The organism is Bradyrhizobium sp. Unk1 (assembly GCF_059512345.1).
Genome location: NZ_JCAMOP010000005.1, coordinates 277,066 through 293,010 on the forward strand (window position 1 = coordinate 277,066; position 15,945 = coordinate 293,010).

General features: G+C 64.9%; 16 protein-coding genes. 1 reads left to right on the forward strand and 15 read right to left on the reverse strand.

Annotated elements, in window-relative coordinates; all coding sequences use genetic code 11:
- Positions 1–40: 40 nt before the first annotated feature.
- The 5 genes from AC5ZFO_RS08750 to miaA all read right to left on the reverse strand — a co-directional run bounded on the left by AC5ZFO_RS08750 (position 41) and on the right by miaA (position 5,343).
- Positions 41–736 carry a class I SAM-dependent methyltransferase gene (locus tag AC5ZFO_RS08750; protein ID WP_282520609.1) on the reverse strand — a complete coding sequence of 232 codons (696 nt, stop codon included), beginning with the start codon at positions 734–736 and terminating at the stop codon, positions 41–43.
- Positions 737–739: 3 nt separating this feature from the next.
- Positions 740–1,282, reverse strand: a complete 543-nt coding sequence (ilvN, locus tag AC5ZFO_RS08755) for an acetolactate synthase small subunit (protein ID WP_282520608.1) — start codon at positions 1,280–1,282, stop codon at positions 740–742.
- Positions 1,283–1,305: 23 nt separating this feature from the next.
- The gene (locus tag AC5ZFO_RS08760) at positions 1,306–2,277 is read right to left on the reverse strand and encodes a threonine dehydratase (RefSeq protein ID WP_496121958.1); all 972 of its coding nucleotides are present in this window, start codon (positions 2,275–2,277) and stop codon (positions 1,306–1,308) included.
- A 4-nt stretch (positions 2,278–2,281) separates the two neighbouring features.
- Positions 2,282–4,057, reverse strand: a complete 1,776-nt coding sequence (locus tag AC5ZFO_RS08765) for an acetolactate synthase 3 large subunit (protein ID WP_496121959.1) — start codon at positions 4,055–4,057, stop codon at positions 2,282–2,284.
- Between the two features lie 329 nt (positions 4,058–4,386).
- Positions 4,387–5,343: a tRNA (adenosine(37)-N6)-dimethylallyltransferase MiaA gene (gene miaA / locus AC5ZFO_RS08770; RefSeq protein WP_282520605.1), complete on the reverse strand. Its 957-nt coding sequence runs from the start codon at positions 5,341–5,343 to the stop codon at positions 4,387–4,389.
- Positions 5,344–5,354: 11 nt separating this feature from the next.
- Here miaA and serB point away from each other — a divergent pair, with 11 nt between their 5' ends.
- Positions 5,355–6,260: a phosphoserine phosphatase SerB gene (gene serB / locus AC5ZFO_RS08775; RefSeq protein ID WP_282520604.1), complete on the forward strand. Its 906-nt coding sequence runs from the start codon at positions 5,355–5,357 to the stop codon at positions 6,258–6,260.
- A gap of 137 nt (positions 6,261–6,397) precedes the next feature.
- Here the strand turns inward: serB and AC5ZFO_RS08780 are convergent, their stop codons facing one another.
- From AC5ZFO_RS08780 to AC5ZFO_RS08825, 10 genes are all read right to left on the reverse strand, one after another.
- Positions 6,398–7,897 carry a Do family serine endopeptidase gene (locus tag AC5ZFO_RS08780; protein ID WP_028147715.1) on the reverse strand — a complete coding sequence of 500 codons (1,500 nt, stop codon included), beginning with the start codon at positions 7,895–7,897 and terminating at the stop codon, positions 6,398–6,400.
- 171 nt (positions 7,898–8,068) lie between these two features.
- Complete coding sequence (locus AC5ZFO_RS08785; protein ID WP_025038031.1) at positions 8,069–8,275, reverse strand: DUF2065 domain-containing protein; 207 nt, start codon at positions 8,273–8,275, stop codon at positions 8,069–8,071.
- Between the two features lie 73 nt (positions 8,276–8,348).
- Complete coding sequence (hflC, locus tag AC5ZFO_RS08790) at positions 8,349–9,245, reverse strand: protease modulator HflC (protein WP_282520603.1); 897 nt, start codon at positions 9,243–9,245, stop codon at positions 8,349–8,351.
- Positions 9,242–10,378: an FtsH protease activity modulator HflK gene (hflK, locus tag AC5ZFO_RS08795; protein WP_282520602.1), complete on the reverse strand. Its 1,137-nt coding sequence runs from the start codon at positions 10,376–10,378 to the stop codon at positions 9,242–9,244. Before hflK ends, hflC begins: the two co-directional genes overlap by 4 nt.
- A 153-nt stretch (positions 10,379–10,531) precedes the next feature.
- A complete protein-coding gene (locus tag AC5ZFO_RS08800; RefSeq protein ID WP_282520876.1) occupies positions 10,532–11,041 on the reverse strand; it encodes a dihydrofolate reductase in 510 nt (169 codons plus the stop codon).
- On the reverse strand, positions 11,041–11,526 hold the full coding sequence (locus AC5ZFO_RS08805) for a GNAT family N-acetyltransferase (protein WP_282520601.1): 486 nt from the start codon (positions 11,524–11,526) through the stop codon (positions 11,041–11,043). The genes AC5ZFO_RS08800 and AC5ZFO_RS08805 overlap by 1 nt, the downstream gene beginning before the upstream one ends.
- Positions 11,527–11,531: 5 nt before the next feature.
- A complete protein-coding gene (locus AC5ZFO_RS08810; protein WP_282520600.1) occupies positions 11,532–12,326 on the reverse strand; it encodes a thymidylate synthase in 795 nt (264 codons plus the stop codon).
- 170 nt (positions 12,327–12,496) lie between these two features.
- The gene (locus AC5ZFO_RS08815) at positions 12,497–13,477 is read right to left on the reverse strand and encodes a tripartite tricarboxylate transporter substrate binding protein BugD (protein ID WP_496121960.1); all 981 of its coding nucleotides are present in this window, start codon (positions 13,475–13,477) and stop codon (positions 12,497–12,499) included.
- Positions 13,478–13,612: 135 nt separating this feature from the next.
- A complete protein-coding gene (locus AC5ZFO_RS08820) occupies positions 13,613–15,127 on the reverse strand; it encodes a tripartite tricarboxylate transporter permease (RefSeq protein ID WP_028147708.1) in 1,515 nt (504 codons plus the stop codon).
- Between the two features lie 7 nt (positions 15,128–15,134).
- Positions 15,135–15,896 carry a tripartite tricarboxylate transporter TctB family protein gene (locus tag AC5ZFO_RS08825; RefSeq protein ID WP_282520598.1) on the reverse strand — a complete coding sequence of 254 codons (762 nt, stop codon included), beginning with the start codon at positions 15,894–15,896 and terminating at the stop codon, positions 15,135–15,137.
- Positions 15,897–15,945: the final 49 nt, after the last annotated feature.

Consider the following 15,945-nt stretch of genomic DNA (forward strand, 5'->3'; position numbering starts at 1 on the left):
CGGCTCTGCTTTGTCGTGCAGCCCTGTTTGTTGTTCTGTTCTAGCCTTGCTCGCCGGCTTTCGATTTCCGCAGCAGATAAGTGCCGTGCATGGGCGCGTGGTAGTCGGCCGAGACCAGCGTGAAGCCGACATCGGTCAGCATCCGCTCCATCACCCAGCCGAAGGTGGAATATTCGTCGCGCATGTGCGTGACGACGCTTTCGCGCGAAAAATCGTGGTTCTTGATATGGAAGTCGGCCCATTGCTCGACGTCGCGCTCGATGGCGTCGGGCATCGAGGCGTAGACGATGTCGCGCAGATAGAAGCTCGCGCCCGGCTTCAGTGCACGGTAGATCCGCGACATCGCCACCGCCTTCCAGAAATCCGGCAGATGGTGCAGCGTGAACTCGCTGACGATCAGATCGTAGGATTCCGGCCGGTAGGCGAAGCTGAGCAAGCCGGCGGACTGCGTGCGCACCGGCGCCTTGCGGTCGCGGGCGTAGATCTCGGCGAGCGCCAGCATCGCCGGCGAGATGTCGATGGCATCCACCTCGGCACCCATCAGCGCCGCTTCGGTCGCGAGCACGCCGTTGCCGCAGCCGATATCCGCGATGCGCCAACCGCGCTGCACCCCGAGCATTTTCAGCGCGGCGCGCGCCCGCAGATCGGCATCGTCATGGGCGTCGTAGATCGAGGCCACTGCGGGCTCGATCCCCATCCGGTTGCGCTCGTTGTAGTACCAGTCGCGCGCCAGCATGGCTCACATCCCTTCAGGCCCGCGGCCAATCGCGGCAACGCCGGTGCGCGACACCTCGACGAGGCCGAGCGGGCGCATCAGGTCGATAAACTGATTGATCTTGTCCGTATTGCCCGTGATCTCGAACACAAAGCTCTCGGTGGTGGCGTCGATCACGCGGGCGCGGAACGCATCCGCCAGCCGCAGCGCCTCGACGCGATGCTCGCCCTCGCCGCGCACCTTCACCATCGCAAGCTCGCGCTCGATCGAGCGTTTGGTCAGGGTCATGTCGACGACGCGATAGACCGGGATCATGCGGTCGAGCTGGTGCTTGATCTGCTCGATCACCATCGGCGTGCCCGTGGTGACGATGGTGATGCGCGACAGATGCTTCTGGCTCTCGGTCTCCGAGACGGTGAGACTCTCGATGTTGTAGCCGCGTCCGGAGAACAGCCCGATGACGCGCGCGAGCACGCCCGGCTCGTTCTGCACGAGCACCGAGAGCGTATGCGTCTCGTTGGGATCGTGGCGGTCCTCGATGAAGTAGGCGGATGCCGGCTGGTTCATGGTCGTCCCCTCTTGTCTCTCCGTCACGCCATCGCTGGCGCCTCTGCCCCGACCCAACTGCGGAACAGATCGAAATCGATATTGCCGCCGGACAGCACGAGACCGACGCGCTTGCCTGACAGCTTGGTCTTCTCCTGAAGCGCCGCGGCGAGCGCGGCGGCGCCGGCGCCTTCCGCGAGATTGTGCGTGTCGGTCCAGTAGGCGCGGATCGCGGCGGCGACTTCGTCGTCGGAGACCTGCACGATGCGCGCGGCACCCTTGCGGACCAGCGCGAACGCGTCTGCGTCGGGAATGCGCGTCGCCATGCCGTCGGCCAGCGTGTTGCTGGTCTTCGTCGTCACGACCTTGCCGGCCGCGAACGACAGCGCGTAGGACGGCGCTTCGGTGGACTGCACGCCGACGATCTCGGTCTTCAGGCCAAGGAGGTCGCGGGCCATGATGCAGCCGGTGATTCCAGAGCCCTGCCCGATCGGCACATAGAGGACATCGAGATCCGGCGCCGTCCGGAACAGTTCGAGCGCATAGGTGGCGACGCCGAGCACGAGATCCGGATGGAACGACGGCACCATGTGCAGGCCGGTAAATTGGGCGCGCCGCTGTGCCTCTTCGGCGGCCGCCTGAAAGTCCTCGCCATGCTCGACCAGCTCGGCGCCAAACGCCTTCATCGCCCGGTTCTTCTCGACCGAGTTGCCGCGGGGCACGTAAATCACTGCCGGCACGCCGTGGCGGCTCGCGGCAAAGGCCAGGCTCTGGCCGTGATTGCCGCGCGTCGCCGAGATGATGCCCGGAATGTTCGGCCGCTCGCGCTTCAGCCTTTCGAGATAGACGAGACCGCCGCGCACCTTGAAGGCGCCGATCGGCGTGTGGTTCTCGTGCTTGACGATGACCTGCGTCCCGAGGCGCTCGGCGAGCAGCGGCCAGCCGCGTGCCGGCGTCGCCGGCACCGCCTGCCCCACGATCGCATGTGCGCGCTCGAGCTCCGTCAGGTCGAACATGACGTCACACCAGCGCCTTGCCGCCGGCGAACGCCTTTGCCGTGGCCTCGTCGTTCGCCTGCTCGGGCAACAGCATCTCGTTGTGCGCCTTGCCGGAGGGGATCATCGGGAAGCAGTTTTCCAATGCGGCGACACGACAGTCGAACAGCACGGGGCGCTTGACCGAGATCATCTCCTGGATGGCACCGTCGAGATCGCCTGGCTTGTGCACCTGGATGCCGACGCCGCCATAGGCTTCCGCGAGCTTGACGAAATCCGGCAGCGCCTCCGAATAGGAGTGCGACAACCGGTTGCCGTGCAGCAGCTGCTGCCATTGCCGCACCATGCCCATGTACTGGTTGTTCAGGATGAAGATCTTGATCGGCAATTCGTACTGAACCGCCGTCGACATCTCCTGCATCGTCATCTGCACCGAGGCATCGCCCGCGATGTCGATGACGAGGCTGTCGGGATGGGCAACCTGCACGCCGATCGCGGCCGGCAAGCCGTAGCCCATGGTGCCGAGACCGCCCGACGTCATCCAGCGATGCGGCTCCTCGAAGCCGAAGAACTGCGCCGCCCACATCTGGTGCTGGCCGACTTCCGTCGTGATGTAAGTGTCCTTGCCGCGCGTCGCCTCGAACAGGCTCTGGATCGCGTGTTGCGGCAGGATCACGTCGTTGCTCTTCTTGTAATAGAGCGAGTTGCGGGCGCGCCACTGCGCGATCTGCTGCCACCAGGCCTTGATGTCGGGCTTCTTCGCTTCCGCCTTGAACACCTGGAGGATGTCGCCGAGGATGTTGCCGCAGTCGCCGATGATCGGGACGTCGACACGGATGTTCTTGTTGATCGAGGACGGATCGATGTCGATGTGGATCTTCTTCGAGCCCGGCGAGAACGCATCGACGCGGCCGGTGATGCGGTCGTCGAAGCGCGCGCCGACGCACAGCATGACGTCGCAATCATGCATGGTCATGTTGGCTTCATAGGTGCCGTGCATGCCGAGCATGCCGAGCCAGTTCTTGCCCGACGCCGGATAGGCACCCAGGCCCATCAGCGTCGAGGTGATCGGGAAGCCGGTGACCTCGACCAGCTCGCGCAAGAGCTTGGTCGCCTCGGGGCCGGAATTGATGACGCCGCCACCGCTGTAGATCACCGGGCGCTTCGCATTAGCGAGCAGCGACACGGCCTTGCGGATCTGCGTCGCGTCGCCCTTCACGCGCGGCGCGTAGGAGCGGTGCACGTCCGACTTGCGCGGCGGATGATAGGTGCCGGTCGCGAACTGCACGTCCTTGGGCACATCGACGAGCACCGGGCCGGGACGGCCGGAGGTCGCGACATAGAAGGCCTCGTGCAGCACCTTGGCGAGATCGTTGACGTCGCGCACCAGCCAATTGTGCTTGGTGCAGGGCCGCGTGATGCCGACCGTGTCGCACTCCTGGAACGCGTCGTTGCCGATCAGATGCGTCGGCACCTGGCCGGAGATGCAGACCAGCGGGATCGAGTCCATCAGCGCGTCGGTCAGCGGCGTCACCATGTTGGTGGCGCCGGGACCGGAGGTCACCAGCGCAACGCCCGGCTTGCCGGTCGAGCGCGCATAGCCCTCGGCGGCGTGGCCCGCGCCCTGCTCGTGGCGGACCAGGATGTGCTGGACCTCGCTCTGCTGGAAGATCTCGTCATAGATCGGAAGCACGGCGCCGCCGGGATAGCCGAAAATGTCGGTCACGCCATGATCGATGAGCGCACGGACGATCATCGCGGCGCCGGTCATCTGGTTCGGATCGTGGCTCTTGTCGCTCATTGTCTTGCTCCGGATGCGCTGTTGTCAGCGGCTTCGTTCGTGTCGGGTTCGGGAAATAAAAAAGGCCCCGAAGAGGGACCCTGCACACCGCCTGTCATGTGGATGGCAGCTAGCCACCCCCGGCGGTGTGCCTGGGTACGACGGCGATAAGGAGTTTGGTAATAATGTTACGCATGGCAGGCGCCCGGCTTCCCAAAGGTTGCGCGAAACATAACGGCCAAAGCCCGGATGTCAAGGCAATGCGGCCGTTCCCGCGCGATTTTGCCAGTGTAGCGGTGTTCCCGGGGTTCGGCGAGAGGTAAATTCGGGAACCCGGGTACAAAAGCGCGTCAACCGGGGTCCCGCTCCGCATTCACGATGGCGGCGAGCCATCCCCTCGCCTCCTCCGGCCTGACCCATTCGAATTCGGGCAATTGGTGCCGGAACCAGGTGAATTGCCGCTTGGCGTAGTGGCGGGTGTCGGCGCGACCGATCATGGCGGCATCGTCCAGGCCGATCTCACCGCGCAGATGCCGGATCAGGGCCGGCACGCCATGGGCTTTCATCGCCGGCAGCAGCGGATCGAGATGTCTGGCGGCGAGCCGCTCAACCTCCCTCAACGCGCCGGCACCGAGCATGGCATCGAAACGGGCATCGATGCGGGCATAGAGCTCGTCGCGCTCGGGGGCGAGAAACACCGCGTGAAAACTGTCCTTGGGCAGCAGCGGCGGCTGGCCTTCATGGTGCCAGTCGAGCAGCGAACGGCCCGTCGCCTCGACCACCTCGAGCGCGCGCGCGATCCGGGTGCGGTCGCGCAGGTTCAATCGTTCGGCGGCGCGCGGATCACGGCGTGCAAGTTCCTCGTGCAGCGCCTCGACGCCGTTCCGCTCCAGCCGCGCGCGCACACCCTCACGTATTTCGGCTGGTATCGGCGGCACTACGGAGAGGCCCGCCGTCAGTGCCTTGAAATAAAGGCCCGTGCCGCCGATGAAGATCGGCAGGCGGCCTTCGGCTTGCGCCTCTTCCAGCGCCTTCGTCGCGTCGACCACCCAGGCGCCGGCCGAGAAATTCACGGCCGCATCGACGTGACCGTAGAGACGGTGCGGCGCGCGCCCTTCCTCGCCATGTGTGGGACGCGCGGTGATGATGCGGAGGTCACGATAGACCTGCATGGAATCGGCATTGATGACGATTCCGCCCGTACTCAGGGCAAGCTCCAGCGCCAGCGCCGACTTGCCGCTGGCGGTCGGGCCTGCGATAAGCACGGCCTTGCCAACATGGCTTCTGCTGACTTGCCCCTCGCTCACGAAAACCTCAAATGTCCCTCGTCGCCACGCTGATCTGCAATCCCGACAATCCCGCGCTCGACAGCACCATCGTCGACGGCGCCCGCGCCGTGCTGCCCCAGGCGCAACCCGCGCACTGGCTGTTCGACGGGGTTGCGGTCGACATCCCCTTCGGCGCGCAGGATAACCTCCAAGGCGACCGTCACGCCATCGAACAGCGGTTGCGCGAGCTTCGCGGCGACCTTCCCATCGACATCGTGGTGCAGCCAGTCGGCTTCCGGCGCAAGAAGCTTTTTCTCGCCGACATGGATTCCACCATGATCGGCCAGGAATGCATCGACGAGCTCGCCGATCTGGTCGGGATGAAGGCCCACGTGGCCGCCATCACCGAACGCGCGATGCGCGGCGAGATCGAGTTCGAGCCGGCGCTGCGCGAGCGCGTCGCGCTGCTGAAGGACCTTCCCGCCGGCGTGGTCGACGAGGTGCTGGCCAAGCGCATCACGTTGACACCGGGCGGCCGCGAACTGGTCGCGACCATGCGCGCCAACGGCGCCTATACCTGTCTCGTCTCCGGCGGCTTCACGCTGTTCACGCGCGCGGTCGCCGCCAAGATCGGCTTCCAGGAGAACCGCGCCAACGAGCTCGTCGTCCGCGACGGCAAGTTCACCGGCGAGGTCAAGGAGCCGATTTTGGGCCGTGCGGCAAAGCTTGCGACGCTGGTGGATCTGATGGAGTCGTTCGATCTCGACGACATCGACTCCGTCGTGGTCGGCGATGGCGCCAACGATCTCGCGATGATCCAGGCGGCGGGACTGGGCGTGGCGTATCACGCCAAGCCAGCGGTCGCGGCTGCGGCCGCCGCGCGGATCGACCATGGCGATCTCACCGCGCTGCTCTATGCGCAGGGGTATCGGCGGGACGAGTTCGTGGAGGCTTAGCCTCCTCTCCGCAGTCATGCCCCGCGAAGGCGAGGCATCCAGTACGCCGCGGCGTCTCCGTATCCTCGCACTGTCTCTGGAATACTGGATCACCCGCTTTCGCGGGTGATGACAGTGATGATGTGCCTCAGAGCGCCCTACTGCACGCTCAGCGCCACAAACCGCAACTCGCCGTCGGCGTTGGAGACGAGCAGCAGCACGGACTTCTTGCCGTCCTTCTTGAGCTGGTCGACCCGCTTCTGGACGTCGGCGCCGCTCGACACCGCTTCCTGCGCAACTTCGACGATGACGTCGCCGGCGGAGAGGCGCTTCTCGGCAGCGTCCGAATTGGCCTCGACATTGGTGACGACCACGCCCTTGACGCTGTCCTTGATCTTGTAGCGCGTGCGCAAATCCTTGCTGAGCGCCGCAAGATCGAGACCGAGCGCCTTCTGCGTCACCAGCTTCTCGGGCGCGGGCTCGTCGGTCTTCACCGCGGCCTGCACCTTATCGGGATCCTGGAGACGGCCAAGCGTGACCTTCTTGGTCTCCTCCTGGCCCTTGCGGATGATGACGACATCGACTTCCTTGCCGACCGCCGTGTCGGCGACGACGCGGGAGAGATCCTTGGGGTCCTTGACGTCCTTGCCGTCGAATTTGACGACGACGTCGCCGGGCTCGATGCCGGCGGGCTTGGCCGGGCCCTTGTCATCGACGCCGGCGACCAGCGCGCCGCGCGCGGGCTTGATGTTGAGGCTCTCGGCGATCTCGTCGGTGACGCTCTGGATGCGCACGCCGAGCCAGCCGCGGCGGAGTTCGCCGAACTGGCGGAGCTGGTCGACCACGGCGACAACCGTCTTCGAGGGCACGGCAAAGCCGATGCCGATCGAGCCGCCGGACGGTGAGATGATCAGCGTGTTGACGCCGATGACGTCGCCATCGAGGTTAAACAGCGGACCGCCGGAATTGCCGCGGTTGATGGAGGCGTCGGTCTGGATATAGCTGTCATACGGTCCCGAGGAGATGTCGCGGTTCTTGGCCGAGACGATACCGGCCGTCACCGTGCCGCCGAGGCTGAACGGATTGCCGATCGCGATCACCCAGTCGCCGAGGCGCAGCTTGTCGGAGTCGCCGAACTTGACGGCGACCAGCGGCTTCGGCGGCTTGAACTTCAGCACGGCGAGGTCGGTCTTCTTGTCGACGCCAACCAGGTCAGCCTTGATCTTGGTGCCGTCGTTGAGGATGACGTTGATCTCGTCGGCGTCCGCGATGACGTGGTTGTTGGTGACGACGACGCCGGCGGTGTCGATGATGAAGCCGGAGCCGAGCGAATTGGTCTTGCGGGGCGGATTGTCACCGCGCTCGCCGCCCTTGCTGCCGCCGCCGGGGCCGCGGCGGTTCTTGAAGAAGTCGTCGAAGAACTCCTCGAAGGGCGAACCGGGCGGCAGTTGCGGCATGGTGTTGCTGCCGCCGCCCTTGGCTTCGACGGTCTGCGAGGTCGAGATGTTGACGACCGCGTCGATCACCTTCTCGGCGACGTCGGCGATCCCGTCCGGGCCGCGCGCAAGGGCCGGCGTGCCGAACGCGCTGAATGCACTGACGGCGAGCGCGGCCAGCCCTAAGCGCAAGCGGGTCGGGGCAATGGTGGCAGCGGTCATTGGTATCTCCAGAGAAAAGGATCAGGCGCCAGGGATTCGCCTCCAAGGCTTCAACGCCAAGACTGCGCTCGAACGGGGGGACGGCGCAAGCGCGGAGCTTAACGGGCCTCAAGAGCCGGATAATACGGCGAAAACCAGTCTCTCGCCTTCACTTTGGCGTTGGCGTGAAGCCTAAATCGGACGGCGCATAACCCAGATCAAGACCAGGCCGGCCACGGCCGAACCGATCCCAACCGCCCGCAGGATATTGTCCGGCGTGGCGATGGCGCTTTTCATGGCCTTGCGCATCCAGTTGGGACTTGCCGCGAACATCAAGCCTTCCAGCACGAACAGGATGCCTAAGCCGATGAGGAAGTCGGCGAACGCAATGGACCTCATCGGAATGGAACCTCCCGTTATGCTGTTCTTGTCTGGACGAAGGGCGGCAGAGAACTGCCGCCCTCTGTCTAGCTCACGGCTTCGCCGGCGTCTCGGTCGCCGTCTTGCCGGACGGGTTACCAAAGAACCGGAAGAAATCCGAGTCCGGCCGCAGCAGGAAGCGGGTGTCGTTCGACTTCAGCCCGTTCTCATAAGCCGTCATCGACCGGTAGAAGGCGAAGAAGTCGGCGTCCTTGCCGTAGGCTTCCGCGAACAGGCGGTTGCGCTCGGCGTCGCCGACGCCGCGGGTCTGCTCGGCCTGCGATCTGGCTTCCGCCTCGATCACGGTCGCCTCGCGGTCGGCCTTGGAGCGGATCTCCTGTGCCTTCTGGCCGCCCTGCGCGCGGAACTCGGCGGCTTCGCGCTCGCGCTCGGTCTTCATGCGCTGGTAGACCGCCTGGCTGTTCTGTTCCGGCAGGTCGGCGCGGCGGATCCGGACGTCGACGACCTGGATACCGTAGCCGTCGGCCTCGCGATCGAGCTGGTCGCGGATGCGCTGCATCAGCTTCTCGCGGTCGTCGCGCACCACGTTGATGAAGGTGACCTCGCCGAGCACGCGGCGCAGCGCCGCGTTCAGGAGCGTGGTGAGCTGGATGTTGGCGGCCTGGATCGAGCCGACGCTCTGGTAGAAGCGCAGCGCGTCCTTGATGCGGTAACGTGCGAAGGCGTCGACCACGAGCCGCTTCTGGTCGGACGCGATCGCTTCCTGCGACGGGTTCTCCAGATCGAGGATCCGCTTGTCGATGTTGATCACCGAATTCCACGGCGCCTTGAAGTGGAGGCCGGGCGCGGTGACGACGTCGACGGGACGGCCGAACTGCAGCACGATGGTCTGCTCGGTCTGTTGCACCGTGAACAGCGACATGTAGCCGACGATCACGACGAGCAGGAGCGCGAGCAGCGTGACGATACCTGTGACCGGAGACCTCATCGGTTGCCTCCGCTCGACTGCTGACCGGTGGTAGGCGGCCGCTTGGTCGTCAACTCACTGAGCGGCAGATAGGGCACGACGCCCTGGCCCGAGGGGCCGCCGTCATAGACGAGCTTGTCGGCGCCGCCGAGGACGCGCTCCATCGTCTCCAGATAGATCCGTTCACGCGTCACGTCGGGCGCCTTCTTGTATTCCTCGTAAACCTTCAGGAAGCGCGAGCTCTGGCCCTTGGCCTCGGCGACCGTCTGCTCCCTGTAGCCTTCGGCGGCCTGCATGATCTGCGCCGCACGTCCGCGTGCCTGCGGCACGACCTGGTTGGCGTAGGTCTGCGCCTCGTTCTGCAGCTGCTCGAGATTGGCGCGCGCCGCCTGGACGTCGCGGAACGCGTCGATCACCTGCGCCGGCGGGTCGACCTTCTGCATCTGCACCTGGCTGATGAGAATACCGGCGCCGTAGCTGTCCAGGGTCCTCTGGATCAGCTCCTGCACGCCCTGTTCGGTGACGTTGCGCGCACCGGTCAGGATCGGCTGGATCTGCGAGCGGCCGATCACCTCGCGCATTGCGCTCTCGGAGACCGCCTTCACCGTGCCTTCGGGATTCTGGATGTTGAAGAGGAAGTCGCCGACGCCGTCCGGCTTGATGCGCCAGAGCACGGTGAAGTCGACGTCGACGATGTTTTCGTCGCCGGTCAGCATCAGGCTCTCTTCCGGCACGTCACGAATGGAGCGGCCGCGTCGCGCCGGATCGTCGATCAGCGTCATGCCGATGGAGATCGTGTTGACGCGCAACGCCTTCGGCAGCAGCACGGTTTCGATCGGATAGGGCAGATGATAGTTCAGGCCCGGCTGCACGGTGCGGACATGCTTGCCGAAGCGCAGCACGACGCCGAGCTCTTCGGACTGCACCCGGAAGAAGCCCGACAGCAGCCAGAACGCGATGATGAGCAGGATGATCAGCGTAATGCCGATGCCGGAGAAATAGCCGCCCGGCATGATCTGCTGAAGGCGGTCCTGGCCGCGCCGCAGAAGGTCTTCCAGATCCGGCGGCCTTGGCCCGACCGGTTGCGGGCCGTTGCCCCATGGTCCCTTGGGACCCGAGCCCCATGGGCCACCGCCCTGATTCTTCCACGGCATTCGACGCTCTCCTCGGCAGGGTGAAATCGCCCCCGCCCGCTTTGTCCGGTCCGGCTTTATAGGGGACAGGCAAGTCCCTTACAACGCGGCCCGGGCCGTCTTTCGAGCTATGCTCGGGCACGAAAAAGTCAATGTAAACATTGACGAATGCGGTTAATTGCCCGCCCGCCGACGATATGTCACATAGGAGTAGTCGGCGCTGTTGTCGGGGTCGGCAGGATGACGGATGCGCTCAACCTCGTCCCATTCCGCCTTGTCGATGTCGAAATGCGTGTCGCCTTCGGGCCGTGCATGAACTTCGGTGATTTCGAGGCGATCGGCACGATCGAGCCATTGCCGATAGATCTCGGCACCACCGATCACCGCGATCTCGGTGACCGAACGCCGCAGGGCATCGCCGCGTGCGACCGCATCTGCATCCGCGGCCGATGTCGTGACGACGGCGCCGGCGGCGCGATAAGCCGCATCACGCGTGATCACGATATTGGTGCGGCCCGGAAGCGGACGGCGCAGGGATTCGAAGGTCTTGCGGCCCATGATCACGGGCTTGCCGATCGTGAGCGCCTTGAGGCGCGCCATGTCGGATTTCAATCGCCACGGAATGGCATTGCCGGCGCCGATGACGCCGTTCTCGGCAATCGCCACGACGAAAACGATCTCCATCAAGTCGCACTCCCAGCCAGCCGTGTCAGCGCAGGACCGGTGACGCGGCACAGCGTCCAGTCGTCCATCATCACGGCGCCGAGCGACTTGTAGAACGCGATCGACTGCGCATTCCAGTCGAGCACCGCCCATTGCAGGCGCGACCAGCCGTGGTCGACGCATTCCCTGGCGAGATGGACCAGCAGCGCCTTGCCGAGGCCCCTGCCCCGATGCGACGGCCGCACATACAAATCTTCGAGATAGATGCCGTGGCGGCCGCTGAAGGTGGAGAAATTGAGAAACCACACCGCAAAGCCGACCGGCTCGCCGTTCCATTCGGCGATCGCGCAAAAGAGCCGCGGATCGTTGCCGAACAGCGCCTCCGCAATCATCGCCTCGGTCGCCTCGACCTCGTGCGAGAGTTTTTCGTATTCGGCAAGCTCGCAGATGAAGGCAAGAACGAGCCCGGTCTCACCGGGACGCGCGCGGCGGATGTTCAACGACATCGGCGCTAGACCGCGACCGCCGCCTTGATGTGCGGATGCGGGTCGTAGCCGACGAGCTCAAAATCCTCGTAGCGGAAGGAGAAGATGTCCTTCACCTCGGGATTGATCCGCATCATCGGCAGCGCCCGCGGCGCGCGCGTGAGCTGGAGCTTCGCCTGCTCCAGGTGGTTGGAATAGAGATGGGTGTCGCCGAGCGAGTGCACGAAGTCGCCGGGCTTCAATCCCGTGACCTGCGCGACCATCATCGTCAGCAGCGCATAGGACGCAATATTGAAGGGCACGCCGAGGAACACGTCGGCCGAGCGCTGATAGAGCTGGCACGACAATTTGCCGTTCGCGACATAGAACTGGAACAGCAGGTGGCAGGGCGGCAGCGCCATCTTCTCGACGTCGGCCGGATTCCAGGCGGTCACGATCAGCCGGCGCGAGTCCGGAGTGCGCTTGATCATGTCGACCACATTCGCGATCTGGTCGATACTGCGCCCGTCGGCCGTGGGCCAGGAGCGCCATTGATGGCCGTAGACCGGGCCGAGATCGCCATTGGCGTCGGCCCACTCGTCCCAGATGGTGACGCCGTTGTCGCGCAGATATTTGATGTTGGTGTCGCCCTTCAGGAACCACAACAGCTCATGCACGATCGCCTTCAGCGGCAGCCGCTTGGTGGTCAGCATCGGGAAGCCGGCAGACAGGTTGAAGCGCATCTGATGGCCGAACACCGACAGCGTGCCGGTGCCGGTCCGGTCGGTCTTCTCGGTGCCGTCTGAAAGAATCCGCTCGAGCAGGTCCTGATACTGGTGCATGTGCGATAGAGCCTTTGGGGAGGCGGCGAACTTAACGGCGCGCCCCGCGCTACGACAGCAGCGATTCGCTGTTTAAGCCCATTATACCCCGAAAAGTGACTGTTCCCGGTGCAAACAACAAGGGGCGGAACTTGCGTCCCGCCCCTCGCCTATCGGCTTGAAAGTGCTGGCTAAGTTGCCGGCTTGAGCACCGGGGTCCACTTCGCGATCTCGTTCTTGACGAGGGTCGCCAGCGCCTCCGGCGTCCGGTCCTTGGGGCCCGGAATGACGCTGCCGAGCTCGAGCAGGCGCTTCTTCACGGTCTCGTCGTCGAGCGCCTTGATGGCGGCGGCATTCAGGCTCGCGATGATCGCGGGCGAAGTTCCCTTCGGCGCGAACATCGCGTTCCAGGCCTGGGCCTGGAATGCAGGCAGGCCGGCCTCCGCCGTCGTCGGCACGTTCGGCAGCGACGGATTGCGCTCGGCCGTCGCGATCGCATAGGCCTTGATGGTGCCGGCATTGATCTGCGGCACCGCATTGACGATCTGGTCGCACATGTAATCGACCTGTCCGGCCACCAGCGCATTCATCGCGGGGCCCGTGCCGTTGAAGGGCACGCCGACCGGCTTGACGTCGAGGATCGAGTGCAGGAGCTCGCAGGAGACGTGCGAGACCGAGCCGACGCCGGCATGCGCGGCGTTGACCTTCTCCGCGTTCGCTTTCACGTAGGCGACGAACTCCTTGAGGTCTTTCGGCGGAAAGTCCTTGCGCGCCAGGATCAGAATCGGCGTGCCCGCGAGCAGCGCGACCGGCTCAAAATCCTTTTCCGGGTGGTAGGCGAGTTTCGGATAGAGCGGCACCGAGGCGGCGTGCGTGCCCATATGCCCGGTAATGAGCGTATAGCCGTCATTGGCCGCGCGCGCAGCGCGCGTGGTCGCGGTGGTGCCGCCGGCACCGACCACGTTCTCGATGATGATGCTCTGTCCGAGCGTCTGCGCCATGTGCCCGGTGACGATGCGCGAAATCACGTCGGTCGGTCCGCCGGCCGCGAACGGCACGATCATGGTGATGCTGCGCGTCGGATAGGTCTGCGCCTCCGCCGGTGCGACAAAGCCGCACAACGATGCGAACGTCGCGACACATGCGCCCGCAAGCGCGCGAATGGAAGTCATCTCGATCCCCTCGGACGTAAAACAAAAATGCCGGCCACAGGGCCGGCATTTTCATTTCACGAAGCGGTCACACAAGTCGATTCGACTTCCGAATGCGGCGTGCGGACGCAGGGCGCCGCGACGACGCAGGCGCGGTCAGTTCTCGGATTCGGTGAACACCTCGTCGCGCTTAGCACGCAGCACGGGCAGGACCGTGAGGATCAGCAGAAACGCCGCGATCGCCAGCAGCACCGCCGACAACGGACGCGTCAGGAACACGCTCCAGTCGCCGCGCGAGATCAGAAGCGCACGACGCAGGTTCTCTTCCATCAGCGGTCCGAGCACCATGCCGAGCAGCAGCGGCGCCGGCTCGAAATCGTGCTTGATCAGCCAGTAGCCGACCAGACCGAAAACGCCCGCGAGAATGACGTCGACCGGTGCGTTGTTCACCGAGTAGATGCCGATCGCGCAGAAGATCACGATCGAGGGGAACATCAGCCGGTAAGGCACGCGCAGCAGCCGCACCCAGATTCCAACGAGCGGCAGGTTGATGATGATCAGCATCAGATTGCCGATCCACATCGAGGCAATCATGCCCCAGACCAGATCCGGCTGCTTCTGCATGACCTGCGGGCCCGGCACGATGCCGTGGATGGTCATCGCGCCGACCATCAGCGCCATCACCGCGTTCGGCGGGATGCCGAGCGTCAGCAGCGGAATGAACGAGGTCTGCGCCGCAGCGTTGTTGGCGCTTTCCGGCCCTGCCACGCCCTCGATCGCGCCGCGGCCGAACCGCGACGGGTTCTTGGCGAGCTTCTTCTCGAGCGTATAGGCCGCAAACGACGCGATGACCGCGCCGCCGCCCGGCAGAATGCCGAGGATCGAGCCGAGCACCGTGCCGCGCAGGATCGCAGGCGCCGAGTCGGTCAGGTCTTTCCTGGTCGGCATCAGGCCGGTGATCTTCTGCTGCACCAGATCGCGATTCATCTCGGCGCCGGCGTCGAGATTGCGGATGATCTCGGCGAAGCCGAATACACCCATCGCCACCGTCGCGAAGCCGAGGCCGTCGGCGAGCTCCGGAATGTTGAAGGCCATGCGCGAGGCGCCGGTCTCGATGTCCGAGCCGACGATCGAGAGCAGCAGGCCGAACACGATCATCGCGATCGCCTTCAGCACCGAGCCTTTGGCCAGCACCACCGCGAAGATCAGGCCGAGCACCATCAGTGAGAAATACTCGGCCGGACCGAACGCCAGCGCGAGCTTCGTGAGCGGCGCGCCGAGGACGGCGATCAAAACGGTCGCAACGCAGCCGGCGAAGAACGAGCCGATCGCGGCGATCGCCAGCGCCGGGCCGGCGCGGCCCTGCTTGGCCATCTGGTGGCCGTCGATGGCGGTGACGACCGATGTCGCCTCACCGGGTATGTTGACCAGGATCGACGTGGTCGAACCGCCGTACTGGGCGCCATAATAGATGCCGGCGAGCATGATCAGCGCGCCGACCGGCGGCAGGCCGAAAGTGATCGGCAGCAGCATCGCGACCGTCGCGATGGTGCCGATGCCCGGCAACACGCCGACCAGCGTGCCCACGAGGGCGCCGATCAGGCACATCAGCAGGTTGATCGGAGAGAACGCGACGGCAAAACCGTGAGCGAGGTTGGCAAAGAGCTCCATTACACCCTCACTGAACCAGGAAACGCGGGAACATCGGCATCGGCAATCCGAGCACGTACGGGAACAGGATTGCGCAACCGAGCGTCAGGCAGGCGCCGACGATGGCGGCCTCCAGCCAGCGCGTCTCATGCGAGCCCAGCGCTGCAATCATGAAGCTCACGAAGGCCGTGACCACGAGGCCGAGCGGCCGGATCGCCAGCGCGAAAAACAGGATCGCGACCATCACGAACAGAGGCCCGCGCCAGGAATAATGGGCCATCGCCGGCCCATCGGTCAGAAGGCCGGTCAAGGCGATGCCGGCCGACAAGGCCACCAGCAATCCACCGAACATCCGCGGTGCCGTGCCGGCGCCGAAGGAGAAGCCGCGCATGCCCTGCAGATCGCTCGACGCCCACAGCGCGAACAGGGCGAGCGCCATCAGGATGACGCCGCCGATATAGTCCTGCGCCGACCGGATCGTCATGAACAGCGTGAGGATCGCCACTGCAAACAGCGGATAGGAATAGATCAGCGCCAGCAGCACGTCGGATGACGCCTTCTTGGTGCCGCCACCGAACGATCCGAATATGGCACTGGGCGCGCCGGCGAGCAGCGCTGTCGCATGGCTGGTTACGACCTGCAATGGGCCGCGCCCGGCACCCCAGCCGAAGATCGTCCCGATCGACCAGATGAATTCGAAAATCTGCGGCGCTATCGCCAGCAGGCAGAAGCCAATCGCCACCGCCGTGTTTCGGGTGGCAGTCGCCGAGTGGCCCATCGTGTCGGCCATGCTTGTCTCCTCCGCGACTCCTAAGTCACGAGCACTGTTGTTCTAATCG